General features: G+C 71.8%; 14 protein-coding genes. 6 read left to right on the forward strand and 8 right to left on the reverse strand.

The genetic code is table 11. From position 1 onward, the window contains the following. Positions 1 to 14: 14 nt before the first annotated feature. Genes POL72_RS10220 through POL72_RS10235 form a run of 4 tightly spaced genes read right to left on the reverse strand, consistent with a single transcriptional unit; the run spans position 15 to position 8786 of the window. Positions 15 to 1367 carry a tetratricopeptide repeat protein gene (locus POL72_RS10220; protein ID WP_272094874.1) on the reverse strand — a complete coding sequence of 451 codons (1353 nt, stop codon included), beginning with the start codon at positions 1365 to 1367 and terminating at the stop codon, positions 15 to 17. After that, positions 1364 to 5788: a tetratricopeptide repeat protein gene (locus POL72_RS10225; RefSeq protein WP_272094875.1), complete on the reverse strand. Its 4425-nt coding sequence runs from the start codon at positions 5786 to 5788 to the stop codon at positions 1364 to 1366. The genes POL72_RS10220 and POL72_RS10225 overlap by 4 nt, the downstream gene beginning before the upstream one ends. Beyond that, positions 5785 to 8193, reverse strand: coding sequence for a tetratricopeptide repeat protein (locus tag POL72_RS10230; protein ID WP_272094877.1), 2409 nt, complete (start codon positions 8191 to 8193; stop codon positions 5785 to 5787). The genes POL72_RS10225 and POL72_RS10230 overlap by 4 nt, the downstream gene beginning before the upstream one ends. Before the next feature lie 26 nt (positions 8194 to 8219). Beyond that, positions 8220 to 8786, reverse strand: a complete 567-nt coding sequence (locus tag POL72_RS10235) for a hypothetical protein (RefSeq protein WP_272094878.1) — start codon at positions 8784 to 8786, stop codon at positions 8220 to 8222. Between the two features lie 888 nt (positions 8787 to 9674). On the opposite strand from POL72_RS10235, the gene POL72_RS10240 reads away from it, so the two are divergent. Continuing rightward, positions 9675 to 10295 (forward strand): RNA polymerase sigma factor, encoded by a 621-nt coding sequence (locus POL72_RS10240; RefSeq protein ID WP_012238576.1) that lies wholly within the window; start codon positions 9675 to 9677, stop codon positions 10293 to 10295. 19 nt (positions 10296 to 10314) lie between these two features. Further along, positions 10315 to 11298, forward strand: a complete 984-nt coding sequence (locus tag POL72_RS10245; protein WP_272094879.1) for a zf-HC2 domain-containing protein — start codon at positions 10315 to 10317, stop codon at positions 11296 to 11298. Positions 11299 to 11393: 95 nt separating this feature from the next. Here the strand turns inward: POL72_RS10245 and POL72_RS10250 are convergent, their stop codons facing one another. After that, positions 11394 to 11894, reverse strand: coding sequence for a TIGR02266 family protein (locus tag POL72_RS10250; protein ID WP_272094881.1), 501 nt, complete (start codon positions 11892 to 11894; stop codon positions 11394 to 11396). Between the two features lie 129 nt (positions 11895 to 12023). After that, positions 12024 to 14606: a glycosyltransferase family 39 protein gene (locus POL72_RS10255; RefSeq protein WP_272094883.1), complete on the reverse strand. Its 2583-nt coding sequence runs from the start codon at positions 14604 to 14606 to the stop codon at positions 12024 to 12026. A 231-nt stretch (positions 14607 to 14837) separates the two neighbouring features. Here POL72_RS10255 and era point away from each other — a divergent pair, with 231 nt between their 5' ends. Together era and der are read left to right on the forward strand one after the other, a co-directional pair. Beyond that, positions 14838 to 16349, forward strand: coding sequence for a GTPase Era (era, locus tag POL72_RS51180; protein ID WP_272094884.1), 1512 nt, complete (start codon positions 14838 to 14840; stop codon positions 16347 to 16349). Beyond that, positions 16346 to 18160, forward strand: a complete 1815-nt coding sequence (der, locus tag POL72_RS10265; protein WP_272094885.1) for a ribosome biogenesis GTPase Der — start codon at positions 16346 to 16348, stop codon at positions 18158 to 18160. Before era ends, der begins: the two co-directional genes overlap by 4 nt. Before the next feature lie 81 nt (positions 18161 to 18241). Here the strand turns inward: der and POL72_RS10270 are convergent, their stop codons facing one another. Then, positions 18242 to 19468, reverse strand: coding sequence for an ArsA family ATPase (locus tag POL72_RS10270; RefSeq protein WP_272094886.1), 1227 nt, complete (start codon positions 19466 to 19468; stop codon positions 18242 to 18244). Positions 19469 to 19616: 148 nt separating this feature from the next. Further along, positions 19617 to 20159, reverse strand: a complete 543-nt coding sequence (locus POL72_RS10275; protein WP_272094887.1) for a hypothetical protein — start codon at positions 20157 to 20159, stop codon at positions 19617 to 19619. Positions 20160 to 20230: 71 nt separating this feature from the next. On the opposite strand from POL72_RS10275, the gene POL72_RS10280 reads away from it, so the two are divergent. Then, positions 20231 to 20965 carry a tyrosine-protein phosphatase gene (locus POL72_RS10280; RefSeq protein ID WP_272094888.1) on the forward strand — a complete coding sequence of 245 codons (735 nt, stop codon included), beginning with the start codon at positions 20231 to 20233 and terminating at the stop codon, positions 20963 to 20965. A 73-nt stretch (positions 20966 to 21038) separates the two neighbouring features. Beyond that, positions 21039 to 21653, forward strand: coding sequence for a TetR/AcrR family transcriptional regulator (locus POL72_RS10285; RefSeq protein WP_272094889.1), 615 nt, complete (start codon positions 21039 to 21041; stop codon positions 21651 to 21653). Positions 21654 to 21683 lie beyond the last annotated feature (30 nt).

Below are 21683 nucleotides of genomic sequence, written 5' to 3' on the forward strand. Positions count from 1 at the left end.
GCTCATGGTCTCCCTCACGTGTCGGTCGCGGCGTCGGCGACGCCTCCATCCGGCGCGGCGGCAGGAGGAGGAGCCGCGGGCTGAGCCGCGGCGGCAGCCGCGTTGAGCTCCCCTTCCTTGAGCTTGGCGCGGTTCAGGAGCTCCTCCGAGTCGTCGCGCTGGCCCTTGTTGCGCAGCTCCTGGAACCTCGTCAGCGATTTGATCGCCTCCGCCACCTGCTGCTTCGGCGTCATGCCGGGGACGGCGGGGGCGAACAGGTAGAGCAGGCCGAGGTCGTAGTGGACCTGAGCCAGGTTCGGGTCGCGGGCGAGCACCCAGTCGAACTCGCGCTTCGCGTCGGCGTAGCGCTCGAGCAGGCGGTAAGCGTCCCCGAGGTTGAGGTGCGCGGCGACGTGCTCGGAATCGAAGCGAACGGCGCCCTCGAGGAGCGGCAGCGCCTCCTGGGCGTTGCCCGCCTCGAGCAGGTAGGTCGCGAGCTGCACCCGCGCCTCGACGAGATCGGGGCGGCGCGTCACCGCCTTGCGGAACTCCTCCAGCGCCGCGGCGCGCTGCCCCTGCTCCCGGTAAATCAGGCCGCGGAGCAGCAGCGCCTCGGCGTTGTCCCTGTCGCGCGGCGGGTTCTCGCTGACCGGCTCGAACCCGTCCAGGATCGCCTGGAGCGCGTACAGCGCGAGATCGAGGCGCCGGTTCCTGTAGTGATCGCGGGCGATGATCACCATCGCCGGCCGGTAGTCGGGGTTGATCTTCAGCGCCTCCTGCGCGATCCGCTGGGCAGAGCCGGTATCCCGCTGGAGCGACTTGATCTCCGCGAGCGTCGCCGCGACGGCCGCCGACTTCGGCATCTGGCCGCGCTTCTCGTTCAGGAGCCGCTCGGCCTCGCCGAGCTGGCTCTTCCTGGCGAGGAGCATCGCGTACGCGACGATGGCGGGCTCGTAGTCCGGCACGAGCGTGAAGGCCTGGCGGTAGCTCGCGCCGGCGCCCGCGTCGCGGAGCCGCTCCTGCACCACGCCGAGCGAATAGTAGGCCTGGTGCGCGCGCGGATCGGCCTGCGTCGCCTGCCCGAACTGGGCCCTCGCGTTGACGAGATCGCCGGTCGCGAACGCCTGCAGGCCGCTTTGATAGAACGCCGCCGCCCGGGCGTTCATGGCCGGCGCAGCCGTCTGGGCGGGCAGATCGTAGGGGCGCGCCGAGCTCGGCGTGTCGTTCATGCCGTACGGCGTCTGGACGGGCGCGGTCGCGGCGGGCCCCGCTGGAACCGTGGGCGCCTTCGGCGGCGGCGTCGCCTCCTCGCCGCAGGACGCGAGGGCGAACGGCGAGGTGACCGCGAGCAGGCTGGCGAAGAGGGTGACAGGGAGGCGGCGCTTCATGGGACGACCGGCAGGGGCAGGGGGAGGCCGTCGGGCGCGAGCGGCGGAGTCATGCCGGGCCGCGTCCGGAGGAAGAGGCCATCCTTGTACTCGAACGGGCGCTTCGTCTCGGGATCGATGACCCCCTGGCTCCACTCGCGGAGCTTGGCGTCGCCGAGGATGTCCGTGAAGAACGCGAGCCGCTGGATCGCGAGGTCGACCGCCGGATTCCGGACCTTCCACGCCTTCGCCCAGACGACGGACTCGACGTAGAACTTGACCATGGCCTTGTCGGCGTCGTTGAGGAGCCGCTCGCGCGCGGCGCGCCACTGCTCGCGCCGGTTCTGCCGGAGCGCGTCGGCCGTCTCCTGGAGATCCTCGCGATCGCTCGTCTCGGCGAGCTTGAGCAGCTTCTCTTCCTTGTCCGTGTAGAGCCTCAGCCCCGGCGGGCGAGCGTTGTAGAGGCCGGTGCGGCAGGAGTCGTAGAGCGAGCCCTGACGCGCCCGCGCGGCCACCGACCACGGCCGCGACTCATAGGCAGTGATGACCTCCTGGAGCTCCTTCCAGTACCTGTCGTTGGCCTTCGTGATGTCCGCCTCGAAGGCCCGCTTCACCTGGTCGATGACGCCCTCGTAGCGGTGGTGGCCGGTGTCGTAGTCGAACTCGGCCTTGATGCGATCGTCGATGGCCTTGTAGGCGCACTCCGCCGCCATATCGGCCTGCACCGAACCGAGGGCCTTCACCTTGTCGCCGGTCGCTGAATTCCGGAAGGACGTGAACGCCGTCATGGTGTTCTTGCACCAGTCCCGGGCCTTCGGATCGCCGCCGGCGGCGCGCATCTTGGACGCGTGGTACGCTGCCTGGACGACATACCCGCTCGCGGCCGGGTTGTTCTTGTTGGCCGCGTAATACGCCTCCATCGACTGCGTGGCCTTGGTCCGCGCGGCGCGGTTCGGCCCCTCGTCGGCCCCCCGCTCGTCCCAGGCCTTCAGGTCCGCCGAGGCGACGAGGAAGTCGATGTCGGCCTTCTGCTCGGGGGGCGGGTTCAGGCTCATGAACGTGGCGCGCGAGGCGGTCATCTTGTCGCGCTCCCCGATGTTCGCGTAGAGCAGCACCGAGTTCCTGGCGGCGTCCCGGCGCGCCGCCTGCTCGAACCGACCGTTGCGAGCGATGGTGTCGTAGGTCTCGGCTGCGCTGCGGTAGTTGAAGAAGAGGACGTACGCGGCGGAGAGCGCGTCGTAGGCCTGCTTCAGGTACTTCACCCGCTCGGCGTAGCGCTTCGGATCGGGGTTCTTCGGAGGGTTCGCGCCCGGATCGCCCTTCTCGAGCTTCGAGAGGTTCTCCTCGCTGCCGTACTCCTTGATGAACAGGGAGTACATCTCGATGGCCTGGTCGTAGTCGCCCACCTGCTTGTAGCAGTAAGCGCCGTTCATGGCGGCCTCCGGCGCCTCGTCGCGGGCCGGCGCCTTCTCGAGCGCGACCTTGTAGAGCGCCGCGGCCTCGCGCCAGGCGGCGACGCGCGCGGGGCCGTCCGGCATCTTCTCGGCCTTCTCGAAGGCCCGGGCCGCGTCGATGTAATAGCCGCGAGAGATCGTCGGCCGGGCGATGTCGCCCTCCTTCAGCTTCTGCTCCTCGCTGACGGCGCAGCTCCGCGTGAGCGCCGCCTCGGCGAGCTTGCGGCTCTGCTCGACGTTGTTCTCGAGGTTCGACATCGTCGTGAGCCGCTCCCACGCCTTGTAGCCGAACTCGGTCTTGCCGCACTGCGCTTCGTAGATGGGCTCCATCCGCTTGCGCGCCTCGGCGAACTGGCCGTAGAGGAAGTAGTAGTCGGCCGCCTGGAACGCGTAGAGGTCGAGGTTCTTCGGGGCGTCGAGCGCGGGAGGGACGCGCTGGATGTACTCGTCCCGCGCGGTGACAGCCGCCTGGACCTGGGGGGGCAGCGGCTCGGCGACCACGCGCTGCTGATCGCCCTCGCCGACGATCTTGACCTTCTCGCGCGGCTCGATCCCCTCGGCGCCGCTCGTCCGCTGGAAGAGCTTGTGTCGATCCAGGAGCGCCTGGTGGGCGGTGTCGACGACCATGTACGCAGCGGGCTGCAGGTACTTGTCGTCCTCGTTGGAGTCCCGCACGCCGACCGCCGAGCTCCTCGCCTGCTCGATCTCGTGCGTCGCGGGCGAGCGATCCATCGCCACCGTGATGACCACGACCATGTGGTGCGCGTCGGCGAGCCAGTACCGGCTCTCGTACGCGTCCGGGGCGTTCTCGTCCTGGGCCAGGTAGCCGGCCCAGCCCTGCGCGGCGAGGCGGTACTCGCCGAGCGCCCGCTCGAAGATCGGGTCGCGCGTCTCCTTGTCGCCGACCGTCAGCGCCTGCTGCACGAGCGCGCTGCCGGCGTTGGTGTGATCGGCGGCGGCCCGGCGCAGCCCGCCGCGCACGAGCCGCTCGGCGGTCTGGATCGCCTCGGGATCGTCCTTGTTCGCCTCGACCCACGGGGTCGTCCCGACGTACTGGGCGAGCTTCGTGCGCGCCTCGAGCGCCTTCGCCGAGTTCATCGCCCGCTCCGCCGTCCCCTCGCGCGACTGCGAGGTGAGCGTGTCGTAGATGTCCGCGATCTGGTTCTGGACGACGGGCGCGTCGCGGTGCATCGGCCACTTCTTGAGGAGGATCTCGCTCACCTCGATCGTGTTCCGATACTGATTGAGCTCCTTGAACTCCAGCGCGAGCGCCTTGTAGATCTCGACCGTCCACTTCTGATCCTGCGGGATCAGCTTGGGATCCTGGACGCGATCGATGGCGATCCGCATCTTCTGCTCGGCCATGCGCGGGTCGGTCTCGACGTCGAGGACGTCGTTCCGCGGGACGTAGGGCTCGTCCGGTCCGGGGCCGACGAAGTCGAGGTACGTGAGCGAGCCGGCGATGTAGGTGTACGCCTCGGCGCGGAAATCCGCGCCAGGATCGCCCGTCAGCTTCTCCTGTTCGTCGGTGTAGCGGAGCAGCTCGATGAACTGGCGTACCGAGGTCTCGTATCGCTGCTGCTTGAAGTACGTCCAGGCGAGCTTGTACATCGCGACGCCGTGGACGGGGGGCTTCTTGTACTTGATGGACTGCCGGTACGCCGACTCCGCCCTGTTGTAGTTGAACGGGCCGCCGGCGCGGTCGATCTCGTTGAAATGGTAGTCGCCGATCTGCCACCAGACCTCGGCGACGTAGCGGGGCTCCGCGCCGAGCGCCGTCTTCTGCGGGATCGGCTGGCAATCGTCCGTATACGGATCGACGTACGCCGTCTCGTCCTCGGTGACGGGCGCCCGCCCCCGCGCGCCCTTGCGCGCCTGGAGCGCCCGGCCGCCCGGCGTGGACCCGATGGGCGTCGGGTGGCGCGCCTCCCAGCCGGTCCAGTAATCGTTGTCGTGGTCCTGCGGGAGCTTGCCGACGATGTCGCGCGTCGGATCCTTCGGGTCGGTCTCGACGGGATAGGGATACTTGTTGTGGCACACGAGCGAGCGCCACACCTGCTGCGCCTCGGGGAACCGGACCGAATCGTTCAGCGCATGGCCGAGGTAGTAATAGATCCCGGCGAGCTCACGGTACTGGGGGAACTCGCGGATGACGCGCTTGTAGAGCGCGATGGCCGGGAGCAGCGCGACGCTGAGATCCTCGCTCGCGTCGTTGTCGGTGCGCGCGCGCTCCTCGTAGAGCGCGGCCAGGCGGAACATCGCGTCGGGCGTGTTCTCGGGGTGGGCGTTGGGGCCGCTGTAGCGCTCGACGAACACCTCGAGCCGGCGGATCGCCTCTTCCCGGGCGTCGCGGAGCCCCTTCCTCTCGATCTCGATCTCGCGGTCGAGCGACGAGAGGATGCGGCGGCGCCTGTCCTCGTAGTGGTGCTGCACGATGCGCGTGATGGCGCTCCGGTAGTCGCGCGCCGCCTTCTCGTAGGCGGACGCCTCCTTCTCGAGCGCGGCGAGCGCCGCCAGCTGGGCCGGCGTCGGAGGAGGAGGCGGCGGCGCCTGCTTGCGCCCGACCGACATCGGCGGCGCGAAGGGTTGCACCGCTGGCGCAGCCGGCGCCGTGACGCCAGGCGCAGCCGTCGTCGGCGCAGCCGTGGCGCTGGGCGCGGCCGTCGTCGGTGCAGCCGTGGCGCCGGGCGCAGCCGTCGTCGGCGCAGCCGTGGCGCTGGGCGCAGACGTTGTCGGCGCGGCCGCGGGAACGGCAGACGCCGCCGGCGCTGGCTGGCCGCCCGGCTGGGAGAGCGCGAGCGGCGCGACCGCCAGCACCAGCGCAAGGCTGGCAAACCCGAGCGCGCCGCGCGGGCGACGGCGCCCCGGTCGCACGACGCCGCCGAGCGGCCCGCGCGCGCCCGCCGGTCCGAGGATCTGCGCCCCTGCTCCTCCTCGCGACGCGCCAGAGATCTGCGGCGCGCTCGCGCCGCCACGCTCCTTGCTCACTTCTCGTCCTCCGGATCGCCGCTGTCGTCGAGGACCTCGTTGAGCTCCTCCTTGAGGACCCGATCCTCACGGGCGCGCTCGACCTGCAGGCTGCGAACGCGCGTCATCTGCTCCTCGCGGACCTCCCACGCCTCCTCGGTGATGCCGACGTCGGCGCGCAGGATGATGTTCTTCAGCCGGTCGCGGACGAGGCCGAAGTTTCGCATCGCGACCTCGCCGACGACGAGGCGCGCCTCCCTGTCGAGCGCGTCGAGCTGCACCGAGTAGTGAACGACGTTCGCCGTCTCCCGGCCGACGATCTGCCGGAGCCCCGAGGACTTCTGGGCGACCTCTCCCTCGATGTCGCGGAGCGCCGCCTCGACCTTCGCGTCCGCCGCGTCGCCGGCGCGGAGCACCGGCAGGATCCGCTGCGCGTACGCCGCGAGATCCGCGCCGCCGGCGCCCGCCGCGGCCAGCTCCGCCTCGCGGGTCAAGGCGTCGCGGTGGGCCTTGCGCGTCTGCGCGTCCTCGATGAAGCGCTGGTCGCCGAAGCCGACCTGGACCCGGCCCGCGCTGACCTGCTTGCGGAGCACGTCGGTCTGCTGGCGGTAGAGCGCGAGGTCGCGCTCGTTCTGCGCGAGCTCGATCTCGAACCGGGCGATGCTCGCGGGATCCCGGACGACCCCGGCGTGCGGCCCCTCGCGGAGCAGCCGCCTGAGCCCGTTGATCGTCGCCTGCAGCGAGTCGGTCTGCAGCGTGAGCTGCTGCAGGCGCTGCGACTGGGTGTTCCACTGCTTGAGCGCCTGCGCCTCGCGATCCTGGAAGTCGGCGTCCGTGACGGGCACCCGCGCGAGGCGCTTCTCCAGCGCCCTACGCCTCGCGCGCGCGCTGCCGATCTCGCCCGAGAGCGAGTCGTCCTCCACGTCGTCCATACCCTGGCCGAGCGCGAGGCGCGCCAGCGCGACCCGGTTGAGCAGCGCGAGCGCCTTCTCCTCGCCGGCCTTGAGCTCCGGGAAGGCGCGCACCCGGTTGGGCGAGCTGAGCACGGCGTTCAGCTTCTCGATGAGCTCGTTCGACTGCTTGATCAGCTCGCGGCAGTGGTTGATGTCGTCGATCACCGCGAACGCGGCCGGGCCGTCCTCGGCCTCGCGCGCCCACTGCACCGCTAGCGGCGGGAGCGAGGTGGTCGTGTCGAGCGCCTCGAGCTGCTCCTGGCTCAGCTTGTCGTAGTAGACCGCGGGATCGCTCGTCGAGCCGAGGAAGGCGTCCACGCGCGCGCGCATCGGGTCGTACGTGGCGCGGACCCCCTCGTACACCTTCAGCGCCTTCTCGAAGCGGCCCGCGCGCAGCATCAGGTCGCCGCGGAGCAGCGAGCCGTCCGCGATGTTCTGGCTGTCCGGCTCGGCGATCGCGAGGATCTCGAGCGATCGCTGGGCGCGATCCACGTCGCCCAGGCGGACATACACCCACGCGAGCTCGTAGAGCATCGTCCCGAACTCGGGCGAGACGCGGTCGATGTGGCCGTAGGCCTGCACGGCCTGGGACCACTGGTCGGCCTCGTAGAAGAGCCGCCCGATCGCGAGCCACGCGAGGTCGATGACGCGCCGGTGCTCCGCGGTGTCGGCCGGGAGCTGCGTCACCTTCTGGAACAGATCGATCGCGGCGACGTAGCGGGTCTTGGGCACCGCCGGGGGCGCATCGCCCTCCTTGAGCGGCTCGGGCGGGGGCGTCGCCTCCTTCACCGCGATCAGGCCGAGCAGGTACCTCGCCTGGTGGAAGTACTCGCTCTGCGGGTCGACCGCGCCGAGCGAGGCCTTCGCGCCGCCGAAGTCCTTCTTCACGTAGAGGCCCTTGCCGCGCGCGTACGCGAGGGCGCTCCCCGCCGTGGAGGCCGGGACGCTGTTCATCGACGCGAAGACGGCGTCGAGCGCGTCGTAGTCCTTGATCCGGAGGCAGATGTCCACGAGCCGGCCGAGCGCCTTCGCCTGGTAGGCGGCGAAGCGCGGCTCGGCGCTGCTCGCGACGATCCGCAGAAAGACCCGGCGGGCCGAGAGGTACTGCTTCGAGCGGAAGTACGTCTCCCCGAGCAGCGTGAGCGCGTCCGGGAACGCCGTCGGATGGTCGGGGTACTTCTCGACCACCTGGTTCAGCACGTTCGCCGCCCGCTCGTAATCCCTGGAGCCCATCAGGAGCTGGGCGTCAGCGATGCGCTGGGCCGGCGTGCGCTGCTCGCCGCGGGACTTGTGGATCGCCGCCTGGATGGCGCCCAGCCCGGACGTGACGCTGCCGATCTGCTGAGAGGCGCTCGTGTAGGCGCGCTCGGAGTCCAGGGCCCACGCTCCGGCGGGGGCCGCGGTCGTGGCCGCGCCGAGCACGAGCAGGCCAAGCAAGGCAGGGAGTCCCCGCGATCCGGTGTCCCAGGTCATGGTGGCTTGTCCTAACGAGCTCGAACCTACTTCCCACCCGCGGCAGCGGACGGCTGCCCGGGAGCATCCGAGAGGCCGCTCACGATCTTCTCGACGAAGCGGACGGCTGGCCGCTCTTCGAGCGGGGTGGTGACGCCGCCCTTCTCGAACGCGACCGCCTGGAGGTTGATGGTCTTGCCCTCGACCGCCGTAAAGGAATGGCTGGAGCGCACCTCGAAGCGGTAGCCCCGGAGGTAGGAGAACACCCCGTAGCCGTTGCCCTGCAGGTTCACGAGCACCTGGAGCGTGTGATCTCCCGGCGGAACGGAGCCGTTGAAGATCGGGATCTCGGTCTGCTCGGCGAGGGCGCCCGACTGATCGGTCTTGTTGTACTGGACCGCGCCATCCAGGACGATCAGCACGCGCGTGACGCGGAACGCGGACGACAGCTCGTTGTTGAATCGGATCGAGGCGCGCGAGCCGGCGCCGCCGCCGGAGAGGATCGTGTCGCTGAGGAGCGAGAGCCGCGTGTGGCTGCGTCGGATCTGCTCCTTGAGTTCGTCGATGCGTTGCTCCAGATCGCGCAGCCGCACCGCATAGGTCGGACCGTCCATCGCCGGAGCGGCGGCCGCGCCTGCAGCCGGTGCGCTCGTTGAGGCAGGAGGCGCCGCCGGGGCGGCCGTCGCGCCGGGCGCCGCCGCTCCCGCAGCGGGGGCGACCGTCGCGGCAGGCGCCGCCGCGCCCGCAGCCGGCGCGACCGTCGCGGAAGCAGGCGCAGGAGCCGCTTGCGCTCCGTTGACAGGCGCGGGCGCTGCGGGGACAGCCGGTGCTGCGGAGGCCCCCGGCGCCACAGAGGCGGCGGGAGCAGCGGCCTTGCCCGCCGCGCCGCCCGGGGCCTGCGCGAAGGCGGGCATCGACATCAAGAACGAGGCTCCCACCCCCACAGCCAGCATCCTGATAAGTCGCATCGAAAGGTAACCTCGTGGTTGAACCCTCGTCAGCAGAGGGAGGGGCGACCTCTCGCCCGGTGCCGGGGAGTCTAGTGGCGGCGGGCTTCCGAGCGCAACGACCTGGACACCTGCCTCCTCCCCCGGCGCAGGCTCCCGTCGCTCACGGCGCAATGACAGCGCGGCGCGGCCGAAATCGTGTGAGGCCCCTCCCGTAGCCGGCGCCGCGGCGTCCTCAGCCGGTCCGCAGGGCGCTGCCCCGAGAACGTCACGCGACCGCGACCGGCTCTCCCCGCCGGCGGCGCGCGGCGCGCGCAGAGATCTGCGCACGCCCGTCCCCCTGCCCTTCCCCGGCCTCGGGCGCTGCGGGCGAAGGGGGCTCGCTCGCTCGGGGGCGGATCCGCTAAGGTGCGCTTGTGTCAGGGGAAGGAGTGCTTCTCAGATCTTCGAGCCGCGCTGCGCGTCCGATCCGACGCCGCGGTCGCCGCCGCGAACACTCCGCCGCCCGGGCCGCCGAAGGAGCGCCGCAGAGGCTCGGCCGCTCCGGGAGCTAGGATGGTCCCGATTTCTCGAGAGGAGGTCACGGACGAAGCGCTGATGATGCGCTTCCAGGGCGGCGACCGCGCGGCGTTCGCCGGGCTCGTCCGGCGGCACAAAACGTCCATCTACAACTTCATCCTGCGACAGGTCCGCGGGCCTGCGATCGCCGAGGATCTGGTGCAGGATGTGTTCGTGAAGATCGTGCAGAGCGCCTCCGACTTCAAGCACGAGGCCAGGTTCACCACCTGGGCGTTCGCCATCGCGCGCAACGTCTGCATCGATCACCTGCGCAAGATGTCGCTCCGGCGCCACCCGTCGCTCGACCAGGGCTCCGGGGAGGGCGGCGACGGCCCGACGCTCGGCGAGCGGACCGCGGACCCGGCGCCCCAGGCCGCGGTGGACCGCGTCGCGATCGGGACCGAGATGGGGCAGCGCATCGTCCGCGCGGTCGAGGGCCTCCCGCACGAGCAGCGGGAGGTCTTCCTGCTCCGGGAGATCGGGCACGTGCCCTTCAAGGACATCGCCCACATCGTGGGGGTGCCCGAGAACACGGTGAAGAGCCGGATGCGCTACGCCCTGGAGCGGCTCCAGGAGGCCCTCTCGGAGTACGAGGATTACGCGAGGGCGCTGCGCTAGCGCTCCGGAAGAGCTGTCTATGGACTGCGAGAAGTTCGACCAGCACGTGATGGACGCGCTCTACGACGAGCTCGACGAGCTGACGTATGCGGCCATGAAACGGCACATGGACGGCTGCGCCCGGTGCGCGTCGGCGTTCGCCGGGCTGCGCGCGGCCCGCGACGTCGGCGCCTTGCCGTTCGAGGAGCCGAGCGAGGAGCTCGAGGCGCGGATCCTCGACGCCGTCGAGGTCGCGCAGAAGAAGACGCCGTTCCGGCGCAAGGCGCTCCGCGCGCTGGCCTGGGCCGGCAGCCACGCGATGCGGCCGCAGCTGGCGATGGCGGCGCTGTTCGTGCTCGTCATCGGATCGAGCCTGCTCCTGCTGCGGCCGAAGACGGGCGTGGCGCCGGTGCGGGTCACCGAGTGGGGCCAGCCCGCGTCGGATCAGCACGAGGCGCCCCGCAGCGTCGCGCCTGCCCCCGCGACCGCCGCGATGGAGGAAGGCGACGGCCGGCGCTCGGCCGAGGCCAAGGCGAACGACGCGCCCAAGGCGGAGGCCGCGAAGGAGAAGAGCGCGCGTGCGTCCGCGTCCCCGGACGACGGCGCGAGCGCCGCGTTGCACGAGGCGCAAGCGCTGCAACGCAAGTCAGGCTGCGCGGCCGCCGTCGGCAAGCTCGACCAGGTCGGCGCGCAGTACCCGGGCACGCCGTCCGCGCACGCCGCGATGTGGGAGGCGGCCCGGTGCTACCAGGCCTCGGGGGACACGGAGAAGGCGCGCGAGCTGCTGCTCGCGCTGCGCTCCGCGAAGGGTTACGGCGACCGCGCCGAGCAGCAGCTCGCGGGCCTCGAGGCGAACGCCGCCGGCGCGCAGGCGCAGAACTCGGCGCCGGCGGCCGCCGCCGCGGCGGCGCGGCGCGCTGTGCCCAAGGCGGCGATGCCCGCGGCGCCGCCGCGCGACGCCGAGGAGCCAGGGGCCGCGGGCTCCTCGCGGGCGGCGCCCGCCGATGCCACGATGTCGCGCTGACACGGGTCGCGGGCGCCGACACGGCCCGCGCCTCCGCCGTCCCCGGCGCCGCGCATCGACCTCACCGCGCGCGCCGCGCTGCGGTGGCGCCAGCGTCAGTTCGATCTCACCGGCGCCTCGCGGATGTAGGCGATCGTCCTGATCGTGCCGACGATGCGCTCGCGATCGTCCGGCGTGAGATCGACGAAGCGGATCCCCATGCCCGGGTTCGGGTTGTCGTGGAGGGGGCGCACCTCGTTGATCCACTGCACCGTCCCCTCGAGCACGTACGATCCGTCGGCCCCCGGCGGCGAGAAGCGGAGCGTCAGCCGCGTGCCGATCGAGAGGGGCTGCGTCGTGCGGACGAAGATGCCCATCTCCGAGATGTTCGTGATGGACGCGTAGAGGAACGTGTCATCGGTCTCGCAGTCCACGAGCCAGGTGACGTCGAGGCGCTCGGACGAGCGTCGGTCGAGCGAATCCGGGGCGGGGATCTCGTGCTCGGCGTCCTCGCCGGAGCCTTGCGTGTCGCCGTAGGCGCCGGCCTGCGCGCACGAGGGCGACGTACCGCCAGGCGTGTCGGGCGGATGGTTCGAGTCACCACGGCCCCCGGTCATGAGTCTGCGACTAGCCGCTTTCCGCACGCGCGTCGAGGGCGCTCGACGAGGAGAAGCACGCGTGCGTCGCCAGGCCGCGCAACAGGAGCCGCGCGGCGCGGCATGCGTCGGGAGCCCCACGATGGCAGCTCACCGCACGCGGATGACACCGCCGCGGACGCGGTCCTCGTGTTCCGGCCCACGCGTCACCTGAAAGCGCGTCTCACCAGCGAAGAGGCCAAAGTAGAGCGTGTAGTCGCCCGGGGTGAAGTTGGGCTCGAGCTGGAGCTCGTGGTCGTCCACGACGACGTCGCCCGGCTGCCACAGGCTGAGCGGGTAACGCCCCTCGATCACGGGATGGTCGCCGTTGTACCGGCGCTGGAACCCGTCGATGTGAACGAACATCTTCCAGTTGCCGGTGACCGGCCGGTGGACCCGGAAGTACGTCCGCAGGTGGTAGCTCTTCTGAGGGACGACGCTCGATACCTTCTGGCCGTCGTCGTCGGTCAACTCCCAGCCGAGCACCTCCAGCTGATCCTCGAACATCGCGTCGAGCGGGTTCTCGGGAGCGGCGGGCTCATCGAGGACGACACGGCCGAGCCAGCTCTCGTTCGGCCTGCCTCCGAGCTCGTTCGACGCAAGGAGGATCTGGCTGGAGCGGCCGTCGAGGACGGGCAGGTTGCGCTGGTAGCGCTTGCGAAAGAGGCTGTTCAACCGGGGCAGATCGTCGGACTTCACGACGAGCCAGCGGCGAGCGGCGGGAGCGTCCGGAACGGCGGTGCCGTCCACGGAGCTCCCCGCGGCGGTGAGCCAGTCGAACGCCTGCAGGACATCGGTGAACGAGGTGACCTCGCCGCCCTGGTAATAAGCCGCCGTGCGGCTCCGGACGCCGAGCGTCGCGAGCGGCTCGCCGGGCTTGCGAAGGGACTCGTAGGACGCGAAGACCTCCTTCGGCGAGAGCTGTGCCGCGAGCGCCGGGTAGTACCAGAAGCTCAGCGCGAAGCCGGCGACGAGGCCGGCGAGCGGCGTGCCGATGGCGCGTGGGACGGAAGCGCGCGCGACGGCGTGGCGGAACGCGTCGCGCGCCACGAGCAGCAGCACGGGGCTCGCCGCGAGCAGCAGGGGCAGCGCCCACCAGGCGTTCATCCCGTACGCGGCGAGGTGGTTCGGCATCCTCGCCACGGTTCCCCACCCGATGCGCTTGCCGACGAAGAGCATCGCGCCGACACCGACGAGCGCGGCCTCGATGACGATCAGCAGGAAGAGCAGGTTGCCGTTCCAGATGCGGGCGAGCTCCGCGGCGCCGGCGTGCACCTCGTCGAGCAGGCGCCGCGCCCACGCGCCGAAGCTGCGATCGAGGTCGCGGGGCTGCTCTTCGAACCAGGTGAGCGAGACGAGGCCGGCGAACGCGAGCAGGACGAAGCGCATCGCCGATGCCGCTTCGCCCTCGAAGCTCTTCGGGAAGACGGGCTTGTCGACCGAGAAGACGCTGAGCGCCCTGTCCGGTGAGGTGACGAGATCGCGGTAGAGGACGAAGGCGAGCACGGCGCAGCCGACGGCGAGCGCTCGCGAGGAGGGAGCGCCGCGCTCGAGATCGCGGATGGCGAGCGCGGCGATGGCGGCGAGGAGCGCGGGGCCGCTGAACGGGAGCGCCCCGGCGTGCGGCGCGAGGAGCGCAAACGCGCCGTAGGCGAGCGCAGACGTGACGATCAGGGCGATCCGGACGCCGGCCTCGCGATCGAGGCGAGGGGCGACGCCCTCGCCCGCCCGGTCCGCGGCGGGGGCCCGGAAGAGCCGGCCGACGGCGAACGGCAGGAAGGCGCTCCACGGGAAGAGGGCATGGCCGAGCTGGCGCAGCGTGAGATCGAACGTGGACTCGACAGGCGGCTTCTTGAGGAGCGCCACGCCGAGGGCGCGGGGGAGCGGCTCGCCGGCGCTCGAGCTCGCGAGCACGAGGGCGCCCTGCGCCGTCGCCGCGACGCCGAGCACCAGCGCGGCGGCGCCCACGAGGTCGCCCAGCGTGGGCCCCCGGCCTTCCGGCTCGGGCCAGGCGCCGGACGTCCGGAGCAGGACCCAGGTCAGGCCGGCGCCGAGCGCGGGGACGGCGACCCCGATCAGCAGGCCGCGGCTGAGGTATCCGGCGACGACGCCGAGGATCCCCACGGCGAACCACGCGGCCGACGCGAGCCGGGCGCCGCGCTGCGCCCCTCGCCCGCCCTCGAGCAGCGCGCCGATCAGCCCGCAGAACGCCATCGTGAGCGCGGCCATCGTGACGATGTCGCCGAGCAGGGTGCGCGCCTGCATGACGTAGAGCGGCATCGTCACGAGCACCGCGACGCCGTACAGGCCGGCCCTTCGATCGACGAGGCGGGCGAGGAACTCGTAGAGCACGAGCGCGCCGGCGAGCCCCCACAGCGCGAGCGGGAGGCGCCCGGCCCAGTCGTGCAGACCGAACACGCGGAAGCCGAGCGCCATCGAGGTGAACCCGAGCTCGCCCATGCCGAGATCGGTCAGGGTCGGCAGCTGCCCGGAAGCGTCCGCGAGATCCAGGCCGCGCGCGCCGAAGACGTGGATGGCGATGCGGCGGGCCAGGTCGGCCCGGTCGAGCTCGTAGGGGTCCCAGATGCCGCTCTTGCCGACGAGGGGCAGCAGCGCGAGGGCCGCGAGCGCGAGGGCCGCGAGCCTCGCGAGGCCGGCGCGCCCGCTCCCGGCGGCCATGCGGTCGCGATCCATGGCCGGCGCGTCACCGATCTCAGCCGAGCGCGCCTCGAGAGGGGGTACCTCGGCGCGGGGCGGGGCTCCGCTCGCGTGCGGGTCGGGGGCGGCGGGCGGGGCTCCGCTCTGTGGGTCCCCTCGGTGGACGCTCGACATGCAGGGCATCCCCTTACCGCCTTCGCGCGCGCGTGACCACGGATCGTGGGGAAGCGTTTGTAGCCCCCTTGGGCGTCTGCTATCGCGCGCGGCGTGGTGAAAGCCCGTCCCCAGAGCGCGCCCCAGGGCGCGAAAGCGCGCCCGCAGGCGCCGAAGCCCGCCTCGGCTTCCCGCGGCCCCCGTCCTGCCGAGAAAGACAGCCGAGGCAGCCGTCGAGGAGCGCAATCCAGCGAAGCCCCCCGGGCGAGCGACGCGGCGATCCCGCGAGGTCGCCCCCCCCGGCGCGAAAATCAGGCTCACGCCGACGACAAGTCGCGACGTGCGAGCGAGCAGGGCGGCGCGACGCGCGCTGCCGAGCCGGGCAAGGAGCGGCGGGCCGGCGCGACGCACGCTGCCGAGCCGGGCAAGGAGCGGAAGGCCGGCGCGACGCGCGCTGCCGAGCGGGGCGAGGGGGAGAAGACGGCCAAGCAGAGGGGCTCCGCGGCGCGCTCCTCCGGCGCGGCCCGCGGCCGGGCAGGGCGTGGGCCCCGCGCGGGCGGTGGCGCGGAGGGTCGACCGCTCCCGGACGGGAGGGCCGCCGGCCGAGGCGCCACGCAGCACCGGCGCAAGAAGGCCGCCGAGCCGAGGCGGACGGAGGAGGCCGACGCCGCGCTGCCGAAGCGATCCGGGCGCGTGGCCCTGGTCGGGCGCCCCAACGTCGGCAAATCGACGCTGCTGAACGCGGCGCTCGGCCATCCGCTCGCGATCGTCTCGCCGACGCCTCAGACGACGCGCGACGCGATCCTCGGGGTCGTGCACCACGGCCCGGCGGAGATCGCGCTGCTCGACACGCCCGGCCTTCACCGGCCGCGCACGGAGCTCGGGCGCGTGATGAACCAGGCGGCGCGCGAGGCGGCGCGGGGCGCCGACGTGATCGTGTTCGTGACCGAAGCGCCGGATCCCGCGCGCCTGCCGAGGCGCGTGAAGGAGGACGAGGACGGCCCGCCGCTCGCGCCGCACCCGGGCGATCTGACGTTGCTCGCGGACCTGGGGAGCGAAGCGCCGGTGGTGTTCGTGCTCAACAAGGTCGACAGGATGCGGGACAAGGCGCTGCTCTTGCCGCTCCTCGACGCGTTCGCCAAGCTCCGGGATTTCGCGGCGATCGTCCCCGTCTCGGCGCTGCGCGAGGACGGCGTCCAGCGCGTGCTCGACGAGGTGGCGAAGCTCTGCCCCGAGCGGGACTGGGGCTTCGCGCCCGATGAGCTCACCGACAGGCCGACGCGCTTCTTCGCCGCCGAGTACGTGCGCGAGCAGATCCTGCGCGCGACGAAGGCCGAGGTGCCCCACGCGAGCGCCGTGCAGATCGAGCGCTACGTCGAGCCGACAGGCGAGGGCGCGCTGCACATCGACGCGACCATCCACGTGGAGCGGCCCGGGCAGAAGAAGATCCTGATCGGCGCGGGCGCGGAGCAGCTGAAGCGCATCGGCACGGAGGCTCGGCTCCGGATAGAGGAGCTCGTCGGCCGGCAGGTGAACCTCAAGCTCTGGGTTCGGGTGACGCCGGAGTGGCGTGAGTCGCGGGAGCGGCTGGACGAGCTCGGTTACAACAAGGGAGAGACCTCGTGAGCGCGGCAAAGCCAGCCCTTTCCAGATCGAACAAGCGCAGCCAGGGAGCTGCCGGACGCGGGCGGACAGCGAAGAAGGGCGACGCCCCCGAGAAGAGGGGCGGCGTCGCTCCCAGGAAGGGCGCGGCCGCCTCCGGCAAGGGCGCTGCCGCTCCCGGAAAGCGCGCTGCGGCGCCCGGCAAGGGCGCTGCCGCTCCCGGAAAGCGCGCTGCGGCGCCCGGCAAGGGCGCTGCTGCTCGCGGAAAGAGCGCAGCGGCGCCCGGCAAGGGCGCTGCCGCTCGCGGAAAGAGCGAAGCGGCGCCCGGCAAGAGCGCCGCCGGAACGAAGAAGGGCAGCAAATCCGCCCCGGGCAAGGGCCGCGCTCTCTCCGAGCCGATCAGCCACGAGGCGGCGGAGGAGAGGGAGGAGTTCGCGGCGGAGCTCGCCGAGGAGGTCATCGCGGCCGCCGAGGACGCCGCGGCCGATGCGCCTGCGCTGCCCCCGTCGGCCGGGATCGTGGCGCTGGTCGGGCGGCCCAACACCGGCAAGAGCACGCTGTTCAACCGGCTGATCGGCAAGCGCATCGCGATCGTGCACGACGAGCCCGGGGTGACCCGCGATCGCCACTACGGCGACGTCACCTCGCGGGGACGGCGCTTCACGCTCGTCGACACGGGCGGGTTCGACCCCGAGAGCGATGATCCCATGCGGCAGGGGATCAAGCGGCAGATCGACCTCGCCATCGCCGAGGCCGACGTCATCGTGTGCGTGCTCGACGCCGTGACGCCGGTCACGCCGTCCGAGCACGCCGAGCTCGGCCTGCTGCGCCGCGCGGGAAAGCCCGTGATCTACGTCGCCAACAAGGCGGACTCGCCGAAGGCCGAGGTGGAGGCGGCGGAGCTGTACCGCCTCGGGATGGAGCGGCTCATCCCGATCAGCGCCCTCCATGGCCGCGGCATCTCGGATCTGGAGATGGCCATCGAGGCGGCGCTCCCCGCGAAGCCCGCGGCGCCCGAGGAGTCGGCCGAGGGGGCGCTCCGCATCGCCATCATCGGGCGGCCCAACGCGGGGAAGTCGTCCCTCGTCAACCGCATCGCGGGCGAGGAGCGCATGCTGGTCGACGCGACGCCCGGCACGACGCGCGATCCGATCGACACGCTGGCCGAGCGCGACGGGAAGCGGTTCTTGCTCATCGACACGGCCGGCATCCGGCGCAAGTCGAAGGTGGCGAAGGAGGACAGCGCCGTCGAGGCGGTCAGCGTGATCCACGCGATCCGCGCCATGGAGCGGGCGGAGGTCGTGCTCCTGCTCTGCGACGCGGCCGAGGGCGTGGCCGAGCAGGACGCCAAGATCCTCGGCCTCGCGGTCGATCGCGGGTGCGGCGTCGTGATCGGCCTCAACAAGATCGATCTCCTCGACCGCAAGACGCTCGCCAAGGCGGAGCAGGACGCCCGCGACAAGCTCTCGTTCGTGCCGTGGGCGCCGATCGCGCACGTGAGCGCGCGCAGCGGGCGCGGCGTGGCGAAGCTCATCGAGACCGCGGCCCAGGTGGCCGACGCCTACCGCAAGCGCGTGCCCACCGGGGAGCTCAACCGCTTCTTCGAGCAGATCCTGCTCACGCACCCGCCGCCCACGCACGGCGGGCGCGCGCCCCGCCTGTTCTTCGTCACGCAAGCCGAGACGTCGCCGCCGCTGTTCGTCGTCGTCGCGAGCGATCCCGACAAGCTCCACTTCAGCTACAGGCGCTACGTGGCGAACCAGCTCCGGCAGGCGTTCGGGCTGGAGGGCGTGCCGGTCCGTGTGAAGTACAAGGAGCGCAGGCGGCGAGGGTAGGCCGGGGGCAGCCCAGCTGCCTCCTCCAGACCGTTTCCGAGTACCGCAGGGCAGCCAGAAGAACGGCCGAGCTGCCCGTGGCTACCCCGCCGCCCCGGGCAGCGGCGCCAGCACGTCGGCGATCCTCGCGAGGCCGGCCACGTCGTGGATGTCGTACGGGAACGCCGGGACGTCGACGCGGACGCTGCCGCCGCTCTGCTCGTCCTCGAGCGCCGTCTCGAGGGCGATCAGGTTCAGCTGATCGAGCTTGCCCATGCGGCTCTCATCCTTCGCGGCCTGAAGCAGGCGCGCCGCGGCGCCGGACGCGAGCGCAAGGCTGCTCCCGTCGAGCGCGGCGGCGATCTCGCCGACGCCCGGGAGCGCGCCGTACACCGGGTGGACGCGGTTCACGACGAACGCGTCGCGACGCATCTGCTGCTCGCGCAGACGATCGGCGAAGTACAGCACCTCGCGCACGCAGAGCGGATCGGGCGTCGTGACGAGCACGTAGGCCACGTCGGGGCCGCGGAGCGCCGACGCCACCGCGTCCGCCCGCTGCTTCCAGCCGCCGAAGACCGCGTTCATCTCGCTGATGAACGCCGCGATCTGCTCGAGGAAGCCGCTGCCGGTCAGCTTGCCGATGCCCCGCAGCACCGCGGCGGTCGAGCGCGCCAGCAGGTTGAGCGAGAGCTTGCCGGAGCTCTGGAAGGCCTGCACGAACCACCGCGTCGCCGCGCCGTCGATGGCGCCGACGAGGCGCTCCGGCGCGTCGAGGAAATCCAGCGCGTTCGCCGTGGGCGGCGTGTCGAGCAGGACGAGGTCGTAGCTCGGGTCGCTCCTGACGGCGTAGAGCTTCTCCATCGCCATGTACTCCTGCGTGCCCGCGAGCGACGTGGAGATGTACTTGTAGAGGACGTTGCCGAGGATCCGGTCGCGCTGCTCGGGCGTGGGGGCGAGCGACGCGACGAGGCCATCGAAGGTCGACTTCGTGTCGAGCATCATGACCGTCATCGAGCCGGGCACGTCGACCCCCGCCCTGGCGAAGCGGGCGGGCTCGATCGTCTGCGCCTCGGTCGTCATCTCCTCGAGCCCGAGGCTCTGGGACAGCCGGCGCGCCGGATCGATCGTCAGGCAAAGGACGCGCTTGCCGCGGCGGGCGGCGGCGAGGCCGAGCGCTGCAGTCGTGGTCGTCTTGCCGACGCCGCCGCAGCCGACGCAGAGGATCACCCTGCGGGAGGCGAGCAGCGGGGCCAGACCGGCGTGGTCTGCCTGGAGGGACGCGTCGGCGGCGGGCGGGCTGTTCCGAGGGGGTGCGAGCGAGCCGGGCATTGCGCGCGACCTGAGGCCGCGGCCCCTTGTAGCACGAACCGGAGGGGGGCGAGCGCCCAGCCTGCGGCGTCGTGACCGTTCGGCCTGCGGCGAAGCGACTGCTCAGCTTGCGGCGCAGCGACCGCTCAGCCTGCGGCGTCGCGATCGCTCAGGCGGCGGCGCGAAGAATGCGCAAGCACCCCGCAGCGGCCCGGGCAATGGAGACGCCACGCTCCGACGTGCCGCCACGGCCGCAGAGCAGCACCTCGCCGCCTTCCACCGAGAGGCTCTGGACCTCGACCTCGGCGGTGAGCGTGGCGATGCGCGAGCCGACCGCCGCGCTCTGCACGGCGTCCGGGTTGGCGAGGAGCGGGGCGTAGGCGGCGAGCTCCTCGCACGCCGGCCACGCGCCCGCCCCGGCGACGAGGCAGCCGCTGTCGTCCACGAGGACCACGACGTCCAGGTTCGCCTCGGCGCGGGTCGTCGAGAGCTGATAGTGCAGCGCGGTGACCGGATCGTCGCTGCGGCGGCGCCGGCGCTCGGAGGTGGGGATCCCCTCATCCAGGGCCGACGTGCCCTGCTCGATCGAGGGCGCGCCGGGATCGACCGGGCGCTCTGCGCGCCCTCCCGGCCTGCCGCCGCGCTGGGCGCCAGCGCAGCCGTCCGACACGGGCTGAGGCACAAGCTGCTGGTTCGATAACGAGAGCGACACGAACACCTCCTCGACGCGAAGGATGGTCGCAGCGCACGAGGGCGGCCAACTTTGCTAAGTTCGGATCGACGATGCGCGGCTTCATCGATCTGCACTCCCACTGGGTCGCGGGCGTCGACGACGGCGCCCGCTCCGTCGAGGAGAGCCTCGCCCTCCTCACCGCGCTCCGCGGCGCCGGGTTCGACACCGTCGTGGCGACGCCGCACATGCGCCCCGGGATGTTCGACAACACCCGGCAGGGCCTCCAGGCCGCCTACGACGCGACCTGCGCCGCGCTGCGGGCCGCCGCCGGCGCGCGCGACCTGCCCGCGCTCGAGCTCTCGTCGGAGCACTTCTTCGACGACATCGTCTTCCAGCGCCTCCTCGACGGCAGCGCCCTCCCCTTCCCGGGCGGCCGCGCTGCGCTCGTCGAGTTCCCGACCCGGAGCTTCCCCGCCCGGGCCGCGGAGCGGATCTTCGACCTCAGCCGCCGCAAGCTCCGCCCCGTCATCGCCCACCCGGAGCGCTACGAGCCCGTCTTCGACGACATCTCCTCGCTCGATCCGCTGCTCGACGCGGGCGCGGTGCTCCTCCTCGACGTCGCGGCGCTCACCGGCAAATACGGGCGCACCCCCCGCCGGGCCGCCGAGCAGCTGCTCGAGGCCGGCTACTACTACGCCGCGTGCAGCGACGCCCACGCCGCAAAGGACGTCCCCGACGTCCGCGACGGCATCAAGGCCCTCTTCGCCAGGGTCGGCGAGGAGGAGGCGACCTTCATGCTCCTCGACGGCCCGCGCGCGATCCTCGAAGGCACCGTCGACCCCTGAGGCCGTGATCCGCCCGCTCGCTTGACGGGCCGGCGCCCATCGCTATAAGCGAACGACACGTTCACTATTCACCATGGCGCAGTACCTCAAGGACGACGTCCAGGAGAGCATCACCTCCGCCGCGCTGACGATCTTCGCGCGGAAGGGGTACGAGAGCGCGACGATGGCCGAGATCGCCCGTGCGGCCGGCGTCTCGACGGGCAACATCTACCGGTACTTCGCGAACAAGGACGCGCTCTTCTACGGGATCGTCGACGACGGCTTCGCCCGCGCCTTCACGATCCTGCTCCGCCGCCGCGTGAAGGCGCTCGACGGCGTGGAGGACGCCCGGGCGCTCCCGCCGACGGCCGCCTACCACCTGATCTCCGAGGAGTTCCTCCGCTTCTGCATCGAGAACAGGCTGCGCGTCGTGATCCTCCTGGGCCGGGCCGGCGGCTCCAGGTACGAGCGGTTCTCCGAGGACACCGCCGAACGCCTCATCGCGCTGGCGATCGAGCACTTCCGCAACCTCGACCCATGCCTCTCGGTGACCGACGCGATGCGGTTCAACCTGGACCAGATCTACCAGGGCTTCATCAGGACGATGGTGAACGCGCTCGCCCGCTTCGAGGACGAGACCGCCATCCGAGAAGCGGTCCACGGTTACTCGAAATACCACCTTGCCGGACTCAGGAGCTTCTTCGTGTAAGCTTCGCTTCGCCTCGCCTCAAAAGTGAAC

The organism is Sorangium aterium, from assembly GCF_028368935.1.
Lineage (GTDB): Bacteria > Myxococcota_A > Polyangia > Polyangiales > Polyangiaceae > Sorangium > Sorangium atrum.

Excerpts from the sequence above, each read along its gene's own strand:
- POL72_RS10255 (WP_272094883.1), bottom strand. The coding sequence starts at position 14,606 with ATGGATCGCGACCGCATGGCCGCCGGGAGCGGGCGCGCCGGCCTCGCG.
- POL72_RS10285 (WP_272094889.1), top strand. The coding sequence starts at position 21,039 with ATGGCGCAGTACCTCAAGGACGACGTCCAGGAGAGCATCACCTCCGCC.
- POL72_RS10270 (WP_272094886.1), bottom strand. The coding sequence starts at position 19,468 with ATGCCCGGCTCGCTCGCACCCCCTCGGAACAGCCCGCCCGCCGCCGAC.
- POL72_RS10245 (WP_272094879.1), top strand. The coding sequence starts at position 10,315 with ATGGACTGCGAGAAGTTCGACCAGCACGTGATGGACGCGCTCTACGAC.
- POL72_RS10235 (WP_272094878.1), bottom strand. The coding sequence starts at position 8,786 with ATGGACGGTCCGACCTATGCGGTGCGGCTGCGCGATCTGGAGCAACGC.
- POL72_RS10220 (WP_272094874.1), bottom strand. The coding sequence starts at position 1,367 with ATGAAGCGCCGCCTCCCTGTCACCCTCTTCGCCAGCCTGCTCGCGGTC.
- POL72_RS10240 (WP_012238576.1), top strand. The coding sequence starts at position 9,675 with ATGGTCCCGATTTCTCGAGAGGAGGTCACGGACGAAGCGCTGATGATG.
- POL72_RS10230 (WP_272094877.1), bottom strand. The coding sequence starts at position 8,193 with ATGACCTGGGACACCGGATCGCGGGGACTCCCTGCCTTGCTTGGCCTG.
- POL72_RS10280 (WP_272094888.1), top strand. The coding sequence starts at position 20,231 with ATGCGCGGCTTCATCGATCTGCACTCCCACTGGGTCGCGGGCGTCGAC.
- POL72_RS10250 (WP_272094881.1), bottom strand. The coding sequence starts at position 11,894 with ATGACCGGGGGCCGTGGTGACTCGAACCATCCGCCCGACACGCCTGGC.